The organism is Bacillus sp. ISL-4, assembly GCF_018613275.1.
In the GTDB taxonomy this organism is placed as follows: Bacteria; Bacillota; Bacilli; order Bacillales; family DSM-1321; genus Peribacillus; species Peribacillus simplex_E.
Genome location: NZ_JAGGQN010000047.1, coordinates 52642 through 65976, shown reverse-complemented (window position 1 = coordinate 65976; position 13335 = coordinate 52642). Strand labels below are relative to the sequence as shown.

General features: G+C 42.7%; 12 protein-coding genes. 3 read left to right on the top strand and 9 right to left on the bottom strand.

The window, feature by feature from the left end; genetic code table 11:
* Position 1: 1 nt before the first annotated feature.
* The 9 genes from rbsD to J7J00_RS23660 form a co-directional block, all read right to left on the bottom strand.
* Positions 2 to 394 carry a D-ribose pyranase gene (gene rbsD, locus J7J00_RS23700; protein ID WP_034316088.1) on the bottom strand — a complete coding sequence of 131 codons (393 nt, stop codon included), beginning with the start codon at positions 392 to 394 and terminating at the stop codon, positions 2 to 4.
* Complete coding sequence (gene rbsK / locus J7J00_RS23695) at positions 391 to 1275, bottom strand: ribokinase (RefSeq protein WP_214795119.1); 885 nt, start codon at positions 1273 to 1275, stop codon at positions 391 to 393. Before rbsK ends, rbsD begins: the two co-directional genes overlap by 4 nt.
* Entirely contained in the window at positions 1272 to 2258 is a 987-nt protein-coding gene (locus tag J7J00_RS23690) for a LacI family DNA-binding transcriptional regulator (protein ID WP_214795117.1), read from the bottom strand. The genes rbsK and J7J00_RS23690 overlap by 4 nt, the downstream gene beginning before the upstream one ends.
* A gap of 610 nt (positions 2259 to 2868) precedes the next feature.
* Positions 2869 to 4680, bottom strand: a complete 1812-nt coding sequence (locus J7J00_RS23685) for an IucA/IucC family protein (protein WP_214795115.1) — start codon at positions 4678 to 4680, stop codon at positions 2869 to 2871.
* Positions 4681 to 4697: 17 nt separating this feature from the next.
* Positions 4698 to 6026 (bottom strand): lysine N(6)-hydroxylase/L-ornithine N(5)-oxygenase family protein, encoded by a 1329-nt coding sequence (locus J7J00_RS23680; protein ID WP_214795113.1) that lies wholly within the window; start codon positions 6024 to 6026, stop codon positions 4698 to 4700.
* The gene (locus tag J7J00_RS23675; RefSeq protein WP_286201546.1) at positions 6001 to 6585 is read right to left on the bottom strand and encodes a GNAT family N-acetyltransferase; all 585 of its coding nucleotides are present in this window, start codon (positions 6583 to 6585) and stop codon (positions 6001 to 6003) included. The genes J7J00_RS23680 and J7J00_RS23675 overlap by 26 nt, the downstream gene beginning before the upstream one ends.
* Positions 6575 to 8365 (bottom strand): IucA/IucC family protein, encoded by a 1791-nt coding sequence (locus J7J00_RS23670; protein WP_214795111.1) that lies wholly within the window; start codon positions 8363 to 8365, stop codon positions 6575 to 6577. Before J7J00_RS23670 ends, J7J00_RS23675 begins: the two co-directional genes overlap by 11 nt.
* A 2-nt stretch (positions 8366 to 8367) precedes the next feature.
* Entirely contained in the window at positions 8368 to 9876 is a 1509-nt protein-coding gene (locus tag J7J00_RS23665) for a pyridoxal phosphate-dependent decarboxylase family protein (RefSeq protein ID WP_286201545.1), read from the bottom strand.
* A gap of 7 nt (positions 9877 to 9883) precedes the next feature.
* On the bottom strand, positions 9884 to 11236 hold the full coding sequence (locus J7J00_RS23660; RefSeq protein WP_214795109.1) for an aspartate aminotransferase family protein: 1353 nt from the start codon (positions 11234 to 11236) through the stop codon (positions 9884 to 9886).
* Between the two features lie 258 nt (positions 11237 to 11494).
* On the opposite strand from J7J00_RS23660, the gene J7J00_RS23655 reads away from it, so the two are divergent.
* The 3 genes from J7J00_RS23655 to J7J00_RS23650 all read left to right on the top strand — a co-directional run bounded on the left by J7J00_RS23655 (position 11495) and on the right by J7J00_RS23650 (position 13254).
* The gene (locus J7J00_RS23655; protein ID WP_309487231.1) at positions 11495 to 12028 is read left to right on the top strand and encodes a polyphosphate polymerase domain-containing protein; all 534 of its coding nucleotides are present in this window, start codon (positions 11495 to 11497) and stop codon (positions 12026 to 12028) included.
* Positions 12028 to 12177, top strand: coding sequence for a VTC domain-containing protein (locus J7J00_RS28980; RefSeq protein WP_396020607.1), 150 nt, complete (start codon positions 12028 to 12030; stop codon positions 12175 to 12177). The genes J7J00_RS23655 and J7J00_RS28980 overlap by 1 nt, the downstream gene beginning before the upstream one ends.
* A 102-nt stretch (positions 12178 to 12279) precedes the next feature.
* Positions 12280 to 13254: a CotH kinase family protein gene (locus tag J7J00_RS23650; protein WP_214795107.1), complete on the top strand. Its 975-nt coding sequence runs from the start codon at positions 12280 to 12282 to the stop codon at positions 13252 to 13254.
* The last annotated feature ends 81 nt before the right edge of the window (positions 13255 to 13335 follow it).

The window sequence follows — 13335 nt, the reverse complement described above, 5'->3', positions numbered from 1 at the left end:
TTTAAAAGAATACTCCAGACTGCAATATGCAATTTGAATATGGCGTCGTCTCCCCGGTCCGGATTATTGCTTTCGCATTACTTGTCAGCCTTTTAAAATCCTCATGGGAAACATATTCAATCGCTGCTCCGAATTGCTGCTCCATGTATTGATGCTGTTCCGGGTTTTTAACCTTCACTTCTGTGGCAGCGATAACTTTTTCAACAACCATATCTTCGTGAACCGCCCGGACGACATCTTGAAATGATGGTGTTCCAGGCGTCAATGCTAAATCTATCTTGCAAACTCCCGGTGGCACCGGCAGCCCGGCATCACCTACGACAATATAATCGGTATGACCAAGGTCAACCAGGACCTTGGCTATTGAACTATTGATGATTCCTTGACGTTTCATGCTTCAAAGCCCCTCTCGACCTCTAACCTTTGCGGCATGCCACCTTGAGCGCCCAACTTCGTCACGGAAATGGAAGCTGCCCGGTTCGCGAATAACAAACATTCGTCAAAACCTTTTCCTTCTGCAACAGCCACGGCAAAGGCAGCATTGAATGTATCCCCTGCGCCTGTTGTATCCACCGCTTCCACTTCAAAGCTTGGAACGACCTTTTCTTCATGTCCGTCAAAATAACGGACGCCATTTTTTCCTTCGGTAATGAATAATTTATTTGGATACTCAGTCAAGACTTTCGTTCTATCTCTCCCATTGAATAGTATCTCGAATTCATGTTCATTCGGTGTAAGGAATGATGCCTGTTGAATGACAGCCTCGCTTATCTTGCGGGCAGGAGCTGGGTTCAATAGTAATCTCTTTTGAAGCGTGTTGCACAATTCAGCCAGATATTCCACGGTTTCCTCAGGTATTTCCTGCTGAACCATCACGATATCCGATTCCTCTATCACTTTTTTCGCCTTTTTTACATATTCGGGAGTAATGAAATCATTCGCACCTTTTACGACAATAATGCTGTTATCACCTTCCGAAAGGGTAATGTGTGCTGTCCCGGAAGCAGCACCTGTAACCGGTTCCACATACTCCGTATTTACATGATTTTTTTTCAAGTTTTCCAAGATGATCTCTCCATAGACATCATCCCCTACACATCCAACCATTGACACTTCTGCACCAAGACGTGCCGCTGCAACAGCCTGATTAGCTCCCTTTCCTCCAGGAACCGTGATAAATGACTCTCCTAACACCGTTTCCCCGGCCATTGGCCGCTTAGCTGATGTCACCACTAAATCCATTGAAGAACTTCCCACTACTGCAATTCTTATCATGTCTTCTCCGCCTTCCTTCTCGTTGTTTGTCTCTCCACAAAAGAAACAGGGAGCTTTTTATGTGTTATTTCCATTTTTTCTTGATTGATCTTTTTAATTAGCATTTCCGCCGCTTGTGCCCCCATCTCATAGGCTGGCTGCCGAATTGTCGATAACGGTGGGTGCAATAACGCCGTGAAGGAGATATCATCATAGCCGATCAATTGTATGTCTTCCGGTATCCGTATTCCCCGTTTTAAAATCTCTTGAAGTGCGGCAGCTGCAACAATATCATTACAAGCAATGATTCCATCGGTTTCCGGATATCGCTCGAACAGCTGCTTCACGCAAGTTTGGCCACCCTGAAGTGTTAGGGAAGAATCCATGACTTGCACGTTCACTTTTGCTTGTTTTAATTCCTCCAGTGCTGCCATGTACCGTTCATATACAGGCTTTATTTCGACTGGCCCCCTAATGAGGACGATATTCGTACTGCCTCTATCCAGCAATACGCGTGCTGCCAGCTTACCGCCTGTCTTTTGATCGGAATAAACAGCTGGTAATTTCTCACCCGTACGGTCGAGAAGGACTACTGGAATATCCAGATTACCAAAATTTTCATTGGCTTCTTCACTAGTTGAAGCAATCATGCCCACTACATTATTTTGCAGAAAAGTGTCAATATATTCTATTTCTTTATCTCTTTTTTCATCACTATTTCCGAAAATTAACCGATATCCAAATTGCTGCAGATAATCCTCGACACCTCTTGCCATTTCTGGGAAGAAGGGGTTCGTAATGTCCGGCAAAATCAAACCAACCAATTTGGATTTCCGTTTGTAGAGGGATCTTGCTACTTCATTCGGTTTATAATTTAATTTTTCAACAGCTGCCATGACCGCCTTTTTTGTGTCCTCATGTGCATAACCACTGCCATTCATAACTCTGGAAACCGTTGCCACAGAAACCCCAGCTTCCTTTGCCACATCCCGAATAGTTGCCAAAATATCACCCTCAATAATTTTGTGTAACCGTTTACACAATAGCTTATCACCAATTTATATGAACGGCAAGCCCTATTCCAAAGATAATTTTTAGGGCATTCGAACCAAATAGGCTAACATAATCTTTTTTATGCGTATATTTGTTAACCATTACCGCTCTATAAACTTTATAACAAAGTTGATTGGAACGGGTGTACGAGACTCCTGCGGGAAAAGCGTGTCTAGGGGAGACCCAGCAGGCGCAGCCGAGGGCTGACCGCCCGCGGAAAGCGAGTGCCTGGAGTGGAAATCAACGGTCTAATTGTAAAATCCATAAAAATGGTCGGAACTCATATTAACATCTTCAACTCCTTAGCTATGGTTTCTATCTAAATTTAATATCAAAGTCGATTGGAGTGGAAGGTACGAGACTCCTGCGGGAAAAGCGCGTCTAGGGGAGACCCCGCAGGCGCAGCCGAGGAGGCTCCCTGACCGCCCGCGGAAAGCGAGTGCCTGGAGCGGAAATCAACGGTCTAATTGTAAAATCCATAAAAAAACAGTAGACAAACTCGATTTTCAGCGAGTTTGTCTACTGTCTGAAACTGGCTCAAAAGTCTGAGCAAGTTTAACTTTAAAGCGTTTTTGCCGGTAGCTTTTCATAAAGGGCATTATTCACATGCCCAAACTCAGATGCATGCGGGCGATCTTCACCATCGCTATAACCATATTGAAGCATCCGATTTCTATTCAGGCAGAGCTTCGTTAATTTTGGCGCAAAGAAATTGAATGTATCGAAACGATCCTGTAACATAGGGAACTTCTTCTGATGTGTAAGGATTGTTTGAGCGACGCCTTCCCAAAAAGCATTCTCATCCAAAAGGGACCTCTTCATCAAAAGGGTTGACAAGTATCGGAAATGACAAATGAATAGTCCCGTGAAAATGAATTGAACCAGCCCCTCGGGAGTCTCACTTCTTAGTACTTTCCTTAAATCATCAGGAAGGCTGCTTAATTCAGGAAGCGGCTGATCACTGACGTTCACATCATCTACAAAATCCTTGATGGCCAAACGGTGAGGCTTGTAATCCTTCAAAACTAAAATGGTATTTTGACCATGCGGCGAGAAGACCAATCCATATTGATAAATAAAATGTAATAATGGTGATAGGATGACGTCGAACAATTGAGCTGTCCAGGCTTCTGCAGTCAATCCCGATTTTTCAATAAGGCTTTCTACATATGGTTTCCCTTTGCTGTCCACATGTAAAAGGGACGCAAGCGTAATGGGCTTTTCACCGTCTTCCATATAACTGTATATGCTTTCTCTCCAAATACCACCCAGCATCTCTAAATATTGATAGGGAACATTCTCTAGCTTGGAATAATACGGATGATCAACATTTAAACTGGCCACTTCACCAGGAAGCACCACTTTGCATAGTTCTTTCAAGAATGAATCATTTTCATAAATGTTCTTTATATACGTTGTGATTTTTGGGGCAATGACCGTGCGTTCAGCTGGCAATCCACGGTAGACCAGCGTATTTAAAATGCTCATCGGCAGCTTGACGTGGTGTTTATCCTTAGTCGATACATTAACAAATGTCCGGATGGATTGTTGCGGCAGATACTTATCAGGACCATTTCCCAAAGCTACGATCAGCCCTTTGGCCAAGTCATCGGTAAAGTTCTGGATGATTACATTCTTCCACTGCCATTCATGGACTGGGAGGTAGTAATAGTTTTCTGCGTTCAGCCCTTTTTCCGTCAATATCTTTGCAAAAGATTTTTGGGTTTCCCCATCCAGTTCATTCTCCATCAATTGCTTATAGGATAACATTTCGACTGAATTGAACTCACCCCTTGTTTTATGGACGGCAATCCAAGATAACTGAACTTCCTTCTGGTTTTCTGGAGCGAACTTCAAATAATCATCATAACCGAAACCGATTCTTCCCTTGTTATAAGCAATCCAAGGGTGACCGCTCATTTCTCCTTCAAGTAATGCATAATCCAGTTCGACTAAATCATCTGCATCTTGTTCAGGTTTGGAAAGCAATTGGAGATCCGCAAGCAGCGTATGATGGAATTCTTTGATTAAATGTCCTGTTGTTTCTGCCGTCATTCCAATTAATGGCTGGATGTCTAAAATGAATTGAATGGCATCATTGGCCTGTGTAAAGCCTTCCTTTTCACATACCTGGATCGACTCGGCCTGTACTTCATAGCTGTCAAAAAGACGGGGCGACGCCAAAAATTGATAAGATTTCCCCTCATTTATCTTTAGCTCATATAGGTTTCCCGCTGCATTTTCGTTCAGAACAGCTGGATGGATCATATCTTCATACATATACTCAGAAATCATCTTGGCCAGCAGGTTTTGGTTTACTATCGACCAATTTTTTTCTGAAACTGCCTGTTCCACTTCATTTATGAACTGCATATAATTCTCCCCTTCTCTTAGTAAGCCATGACAGGTGTTTTTACACGGAATGACTGAAATGCACCCTTTGGCTCGGATGGATAAACTTCTTTACCTGCCAACTGATTGATGATAATCGAATTTCGGAATGCCCCTAAGCCTAAATCCGGAGCACCCACACCATGTGTATGTATCTCGCCATTTTGAATGAAAAGGTGATTCCGTGTAGGGATGGCCGTTCCTACCCGATAGTCTTTCGTTATTGTAAGACGCCCCAAATCATCGCGGACTAAATGGTCCTCCATGGTTTCAAGGAATGCCGGAAGGGTTGATTTATAGCCCGTTCCAAAAACGATCGCCTCTGTGTCCACATCAAATTCGCTATCTTCTACCCACTGTCGGCATTTCAAGCTCCAGCCATTTTCGGTGGGGGTAACTGCAGCAACTTCCGTCATGGCCCGAAGTTCAATGGAAAGTTCGGCATTTCCAATCGATTTTTCATACATCTTGTCAAAAATTGCTGCAATTGTTGTAGCACTGATCCCTTTATACAATAAATCCTGTTTCGGCAGGATTTCATCCTTCTTTTCCTGTGGCAGCCGATAAAAGAAATCAAGGTAGTCCGGAGTGAAGTATTCCAACCCGAGTTTTGAATATTCCATAGGGAAAAACCCCTTGGATCTTGTATACCAGTTTAGCTGGTAGCCATTTCCCTCCTGCTCATTAAGCAGATCCAGAAAAACCTCTGCTGCACTCTGTCCAGACCCGACAACCGTTACGGATTTTTTCTTTAAGACATTTTCTTTATTCCGTAAATAATCGGCCGAATGCAGGATGCTCTCTCCCATATATGGATGAAAGGCCGATGGAACAGTCGGGGCGCTGCCAATTCCCATGACTACATGACGGCTATAATAGACTTCGATCTTTTGTGTTTGTTCATCCCTTACACTGATTTGATAGCAGGGTTCACCTTGATCCCCTATATATTCAACCGCCTCCACCGCTTTTCCAAAACGGCAGCTATCAAGTTGATGGGCAGTCCAGCGGCAATAGTCGTTATATTCTTTTCGTGGAATCAAGAATTTTTCAAGAAAGTAGAAATGATAAAGCCGATCATGCTGCTGTAAATAATTCAGGTAACTATATGGGCTTGTCACATCTGCCATGCTAACTAGATCGGCAAAGAAAGGTACCTGCAAAGTTGTCCCTTCCAACAGCATCCCTTCATGCCAATTAAATTCCCGCTTTTTCTCGAAAAAAACGGCATTCAGCTCCGGGGTTTTCTCCAAAAGGGCCGCAAGTCCAAGGTTAAAGGGTCCTATCCCTATCCCTACCAGGTCATAGATAAATTGTTGCTTCTCCATACTTCCACTTCCTCTCGAAGTTCTCCCGTGTACATGACATAAGTAATGCTGTTTTATCAGGGAGCTCAATTTCTTTAATTGGGGTAAACCCGCATTTTTCAAATAAGTAAATCATCTTTGCATTTCGAATATCCGGTTCAGCCATCACTTTTTTTGTTTTCGCAGAAAGCAGTTGGTATTTCACCATTGCACGTAAAAACGGCAACGCCAGTCCTTTTCCTAGATAATCCGGATCACCTATGAGTAAATGAATGCCTTGATCTCCCTCTTCGCATTCATAATAATCTTCGATGATATCGCCTTTTACCCAATACGATTCCCAATAGCTCATGGGAATGGAGTCCAGACAGCCTAAATAAAGTGTTTGGTGTGTATCAGCCAATGCCTTTTTTAAATGAACGGCGAATTTTTCTTTTGTGAAATTCAAATTCCAGTAGGGAATCACATGATCTTCATGCATCCATTTATGCAATGTATCCAAATCCCTCTCAAATTCAACTTTGACAAATGAAAGCTGTTGATTACGCACCTTCAGCATTTCTTCATAGCTATTTTTCATGGACGGCCATAACCCCCTGCGCGAACGGATTATCAATCGTTGTATAAACGGATTGTGTCTCAAGTGAACCAACAAGCTCATCCATATCATGGAATCGTGTCAGTAAATTAGCCTTACACGATAATTCCCGGGCATGAAGCAACTTTGAAACAACTCGATTCACCCCTTCATCTTCGCTTTCCCTGCTGCATGTATCCAGTTGTTCCCGAACGAGCTGTAACAGTTTGTTCTCTGATACTAATCCTTCCGTACCAAAATTATTGATTAAGCCTAATAAGTGATTAAAAAAGAAATAGTATTGCAGTCTTTCTTCAGCGACTTCATCAGAACAAATCGTGAAGCTTTTTTCACTTAGTTCAGGCAAGATCTTCAGCAGCCTGTCCACTTTGGATTCACAATAGTAATACCCTTGATTATCACGATAATAAAAAGTGGCTGGATAACCATCTTGAAGTTGAATGATGGAATTTTGTTGATGGGCTTCCAAAACAATTCCATATTCTTCAAAAAGCCAAAGCATCGGTTTTAATGTCATTGACAGATAGGTTTTGAACCAATCCTTACTTACTTCTTCGGTACTGCGGTTTTCTTCAGTTGATAATTTGCGGATGATCGCTCCAAGCCTTGATGGCGCACCATAGGCATTATCCTGACATAAACCGGCAATCAGGCTTGCTTGTTTATTGTTTTCATAAAAAGGGTTTTCCCGAATATCAACATCGAATCCCGATTCTTGCTCGGTTGTTTTGATCGTTAGGTAAGCAGGGTCCTTGATGATACGGAAGGAGGGGTGCCGTTCCTTTAGATCGTCGCCCACTTTAGAATCTATTAATTTAGCAATTTCCACACCACGATCTAATTCTTTTTGCAGATTTGCACGTAAGGAATTCGTGATTTTAACCGGAACCGAAAATTTGTACATATATCTTGATGTGGCACTATATACCGTTCTAAATGAAGAGGTGGCCGTGAATTTTTTCCCAAGCGGTCCAGCATAAACTAGTGACCCTTGCTCGATCAGCCTCTTGACCTCTTCTTTTTCGATAAGCACTTTTGCCTGGAGCGGGTGTGCCGGGATGATGATAAATTTGCTTTCCTTTTGGCAATACGTTCCTCTGAATTCCAAGTCACCGGCTAATTCCTGTTTAATGATCTCACTTGCCGATCGGACATCACTGGAATCCTGGATGACAATCGAAGGTTCTGCCAGGAAGTAGTGCAGCTGAAACTCCCCTTTTAATTCGGGTGAATAGATCCATTCCTCTTTTTCTGAAATGCCCTGCTTGCTTTTCGGTGTCGGGTGGAACAGGTGCCCGAATAAAAGTGACTGCTCTGCTTCGATGTAGGTGAAATCAGGACTTTGAAGTGCATCAATGTCTTCGGTCCTTGCTTCAACATACCGTTGAATATTTTGGCTGCTTAGGATGACACGCAGCATCAATTCATCTTCACTATCCGTCCGGCCCTGCTCATTCAATAATTCTTTAGAAACGATCGAGACCATTGTCACGTAATCTAATTCATGTACTTGCCTGGATGCCGTTTGATAGTAAATCGGGAAGTTGAAAATATGACGCCCCGTTTCCGACCAATATTTAAGCGGAACTAGCAATGCAATATCTTGGGACATGAGCTTACTGACTACTAATGAATCCGAAATGGCCCCATCCAAATTCGTCCAGTTTTTCGTTTCTTCTAAACTGTAATTTCCGGTTTCCCGGAAATAACAATTCAGAAAGCTTTGCATTGTCGCCCTTTCAGCTATTTGCTTACCATTCATCTTCATTCCTCCATTATCTTGAACATTTCACCTAATAATCGGATTTCGTCTAAAATTCCCTCTATGTGTTCAAGGCTTGTCATTGGATTCAATAGTGTCATTTTTAAATATACCTGTCCGTCAAAACGCGTTTTTGCTAAAAATGCCCGTCCGCTTTTCAGTAATTCTTGCTGAATCTGTTTATTTAATAGATTTACTAACTGATCACTTTCTCCCTCGGGATTATAACGGAATACAACCGCATTCAATTCGGGTTCTTTATTTACTACTGTGAATCCTTCCTCCTTATCGATCTTCGCTGCCACTTCACGTGCAAGATGACAAGTATAGTCGATCATTTCGGCAAAGGTATCCAGTCCAACGACCTTCAATGACATCCAGAGTTTCAATGCGTCGAACCTTCTCGTCGTTTGAACCGACTTATTGACTAAATGAACCATGCCCTCGGCTTCATCTTCCTGTGGATTCAAGTAATCGGCGTGATGCTGGATATATTGAAATGAGATACTGTCAGAGACAAGAAAAGCACCACAACTGATGGGTTGATAGAATAATTTGTGAAAATCAACCGTAATCGAGTCGGCCCGTTCAATTCCGCTGATTAACTCTTTGTAATCCTTACTTAAAATCATCGCGCCTCCATATGCGGCGTCCACATGCAGCCATATCCCATTTTTCCTTGCAGCTTCGGACAATTCGTGTAATGGATCGATTGAACCGAAATCCGTTGTTCCACAAGTTGCAACGATGGCAAATGGCAGTAAACCCTGTTCCTCTAAAATCGACATTTGATGATGTAATTCATCTATGGACAGACGGTGATTTGAATCCGTTTTAATCGTGACTACAGCCTGTTCACCAAGCCCCAGCTGTGCCGCTGACTTACGGACCGTAAAGTGGGCAGCCTCGGAGCATAAGATCCGCAATTTTTTCGCCTCGGCTGGCAAACCTTGCTGCTGAACATCCACACCCCAGAAACGCTTACAATAAGCGTCCCTCGCCAATAGCAGTCCCATATAATTAGATTGGGTTCCACCGCTTGTGAAAATCCCATCCGCTTGTTCAGGTAACCCCACCTGGCTGCACAGCCAATCTATTAAACGCTCTTCAACGAAGGTGGCAGCAGAGCTTTGGTCCCATGAATCCATGGATTGATTCAGCGTACCTATAATCATTTCGGCAGCCACGGCAGGTATTAATGTCGGGCAATGCAAATGTCCGATACAAGTGGGGCTGTGTACATTGATGCTGTCGTTAATAACAAACTCTGCCAACTCATCCGCTACCGCTTCCATTGTCTTCCCTTTTAGAGAAGCAAGGGACAGCTCGTTTAATCTTGCTTCGATTTCATACGGTTTTTTCCCAGAGTATGGTGAATCGTTCCCTTTTAAAAAGTCCGTCAGCTTTTTTTCAACGATTTTTAATGACTGGCTGTAGTTATTGAAACCTTCTTCGTTATTCAAGAACAATCGAGAATAAGCAAAATCAGTTTTATTCATCATTTCGATCATTGATCATTCACCCTCTTGCAACAGCTGCACGAACAGCTTGTTCAAAAATTGCAGTGGCTTCGCGAAGCTGGGATTCCGTTACGATCAATGGAGGCAAGAACCTCACTACACTTCCATGTCTGCCGCCAACTTCCAGTATCAACCCTCTTTGAAAGCATTCCTGTTGAATGGCACTGGCAAGTTGCGAATCCGCAGGATGGCTTCCATTCGCATTTTGCGGTTCTTCATGATTGATCATTTCCACACCGACCATTAATCCCCGGCCCCTGACATCGCCGATCTGCTTAATATCTTTTTGCAAATCTTTAAGAATATCCTTTAAGATTTCTCCCATTTTAGCGGCATGCTCCACAAGATTCGTCTCTTTCATGTATTTTAAAGTAGCTGTTCCTGCTGCCATTGCCATTTGATTTCCGCGGAACGTACCGATATGTGCACCTGGTGACCATAGGTCAAGCTCTTTGTTATAAATCACCACCGATAATGGAAGACTTCCGCCTATTGCTTTGGATAGTACAAGAACATCCGGAATGATTCCTGCATGTTCAAAGGCAAACATTTTCCCTGTACGGCCGATACCTGATTGAACTTCGTCGATAATTAGCGGAATGCCCTTCTCTTTTGTTATTCTCCTGATTTCCTTAAGCCATGGAATCGGAGCTGGAATGGAGCCTCCCTCACCTTGTACTGCCTCTAAAATCATTCCTGCAGGCGGCAATAATCCGGACTCAGGATCGTTCAGTAGATTTTCGATATACTGGCTGCTGATTTTATGGCTTTCTTCTCCGCCTATTCCAAAGGGACAGCGATATTGATAAGGATACGGCAGGAACTGTACGTCTGGGATTAACCCTTGTATTTTTTCCTTTGGTTTTGTATTGCCGCTGATTGACATGGTTGCATGCGTTGCCCCGTGGTAAGCTCCTTGGAAGGATAAAATGCTTCTATTGCCTGTCGCTGTTTTTACCAGTTTAAGTGCTGCCTCAATGGCGTCTCCGCCAGTAGGACCGCAGAATTGGATTTTTGCATTTTCCCTGAATTCCTCAGGCAGGCATTCAAAAATTTCATCGACGAACTGCTCTTTGATCGGCGTCGTAAAGTCCAATGTATGCAAAGGACGCTTGTCCTTAAGAATTTTTCCCATTGCTTCAAGCACTGCCGGATGATTGTGTCCAAGCGCTAATGTTCCAGCCCCGGCAAGAAAATCAATATATCGTTTTCCATCCATGTCTGTTAAGTAAATCCCCTCCGCTTGATCGATCGCCATGGGTAATCTTCTAGGATATGATCGGGCATTTGATTCCCTTGTATTTTGTTGTTCCAATAGTTGATCATTTTTCGTAAGCGTGTTCGTTACCATAGTGAACCTCCATGTATTGAATTAATTGAGAATAATTATCATTATCATGGAATTCATTTTACTGATAATGATAATTATTCTCAATGAGTAAATTCACTCATTTTTCTGCTATTAAATTCCAATAAAATTAAGAAAAGGTTAAAACTGGGGCCTATTCTCTATTTATCTATTGAATATAAAAAATGTTCTTAAGGTTTTATTAAGACTCCGTTTATAAGCTGAACGCAGTCAAAAATCATTGGAAAAGGAGGAACGACAATGAACGGTCTAAAGGGAAGGCGGGAACTCAAACATGCAATCACCAAAGCGGATTGTCATTTATTAAGAAAAAATCTGCAAAACTTCATGAGGCTTGATCCCCATTGGCTTGATGGGAAATATTTAATTCGAAGTGTTTATTTCGACAACTTTGACAATAAAATCCTGCGGCAAAAAACAGAGGGGTTCTATCACAGGGATAAGTTCAGGGCTAGACTTTATGATCATAATGCGAATTTCATCAATCTAGAAAAAAAGAGTAAGCGGAATAACCTTACATATAAACAGAAGTGCAGGCTTTCTGCCGAGGAATACGAACGGATTCGTTCAGGGGATATAGATTGGATGTCCAAGGATTCAAGGGATATCCTCAGGGATTTATACATTCAAATGACCCTTTTCCAAATCAAGCCGACAACCGTCGTTGATTATGAAAGGGAGGTATTTATCTATGAGTACGGAAATGTGCGGGTCACCTTTGACAGTAATGTGAAAACGAGCTATCGGGATACGGATTTCCTGAATCCGAATTAATCGTAGTCGATGCTTTAGACCCAGATTATGTCATCCTGAAAATAAAGTTTGACGAATTTCTTCCAGATATCATCAAACAATTGTTATCCATCAACGATACTAGAAAAACAGCTTTTTCAAAATACCAACTAAGCAGAAGATTCGGCTGATTGCACAAACACATAAAATTTGGAGGAATAGAAAATGGATACGACGACAACCAGCACCACTTTTAATGATATTTTCAAACTGAACAATCTGCCGTGTTCAAGATGCTTGATGCTATAAATAATGGCGGGGATTTGGAAGAAGTCTTGGATGTAGATGAAACATTACGCTACTTTGCCGCAAATACTGCCCTCGTCAACCTCGATCATTATCAAGGCACATTAAAGCATAACTACTATCTATATGAGAAAAATGGAACCTTTTCCATGCTTCCCTGGGACTATAATATGTCATTTGGAGGCTTTTCCGGAGGCGGCGGGCGACAAGCGGGCGCATCCGATCAAGAAAATAAAAATGAAGTGACTGCTGACCAAAAAAATGGAGCGCCGGCTGAGAGTAATGACGATGCTGATAAGCAGGATGACACGGAACTCCTTGGGGAAGCCGAATATGAACGGTGGCGGAATGATGGATATGAGTTCGAATTTCATAATATCAACTTCAGCATTACCGAGCCTGTTTCAGGTACGGCCCTTGAAGATCGCCCTTTATTGAATGCCCTGCTTTCCAACGACGGGTATCGTGAAAAATATTATGATTATCTGGACGGCATTGCCACAGATTTTTTCTCTGAAGAAAATATGACAGCAATGACCACTGGAATTTCCACATTAATCACACCATATGTGAAAAAGGATCCGACCAAGTTTTATACAATGGACGAGTATACAGAAGCAACGCCAGGCGAGGAAACCCTGGTTGACTTTGCTGTCCAACGTGCTGAATCCATCTTGGCGCAGCTTTCTGGAGACCTGGTAGTGGAAGCCGAGACAGAAAGCGGTATGGGCGGTGGAGCTCCTAATATGGGCGATGATGCAAATGCAGGCCAGCAACCACCAAACATGGGCGGCGGCGGGAATGGTGCACCTCCAGATATAAACGGGAACATGGGCCAAAAGGGGGCAAGTAACATTAGCTCCTCTAAAGATATGATCATTCTATCTTCCGTGCTACTAATCTTATTATTTGGTGCAATGGCTTTCGCCCACTTCTTTAAACGAAGAGGTGAAAAAGGATAATAGACTATCCTCCTCCAATATAAAAAAAGGTATCCCAAAATATTCGGGATACCTTTTTTATTGAATTGGCGCATGGCATTT

Excerpts from the sequence above, each read along its gene's own strand:
- J7J00_RS23660 (WP_214795109.1), bottom strand. The coding sequence starts at position 11,236 with ATGGTAACGAACACGCTTACGAAAAATGATCAACTATTGGAACAACAA.
- rbsK (WP_214795119.1), bottom strand. The coding sequence starts at position 1,275 with ATGATAAGAATTGCAGTAGTGGGAAGTTCTTCAATGGATTTAGTGGTG.
- J7J00_RS23655 (WP_309487231.1), top strand. The coding sequence starts at position 11,495 with ATGAACGGTCTAAAGGGAAGGCGGGAACTCAAACATGCAATCACCAAA.
- J7J00_RS23665 (WP_286201545.1), bottom strand. The coding sequence starts at position 9,876 with ATGATCGAAATGATGAATAAAACTGATTTTGCTTATTCTCGATTGTTC.
- J7J00_RS23670 (WP_214795111.1), bottom strand. The coding sequence starts at position 8,365 with ATGAATGGTAAGCAAATAGCTGAAAGGGCGACAATGCAAAGCTTTCTG.
- J7J00_RS23650 (WP_214795107.1), top strand. The coding sequence starts at position 12,280 with ATGCTTGATGCTATAAATAATGGCGGGGATTTGGAAGAAGTCTTGGAT.
- J7J00_RS23675 (WP_286201546.1), bottom strand. The coding sequence starts at position 6,585 with ATGAAAAATAGCTATGAAGAAATGCTGAAGGTGCGTAATCAACAGCTT.
- J7J00_RS23685 (WP_214795115.1), bottom strand. The coding sequence starts at position 4,680 with ATGCAGTTCATAAATGAAGTGGAACAGGCAGTTTCAGAAAAAAATTGG.
- J7J00_RS23680 (WP_214795113.1), bottom strand. The coding sequence starts at position 6,026 with ATGGAGAAGCAACAATTTATCTATGACCTGGTAGGGATAGGGATAGGA.
- rbsD (WP_034316088.1), bottom strand. The coding sequence starts at position 394 with ATGAAACGTCAAGGAATCATCAATAGTTCAATAGCCAAGGTCCTGGTT.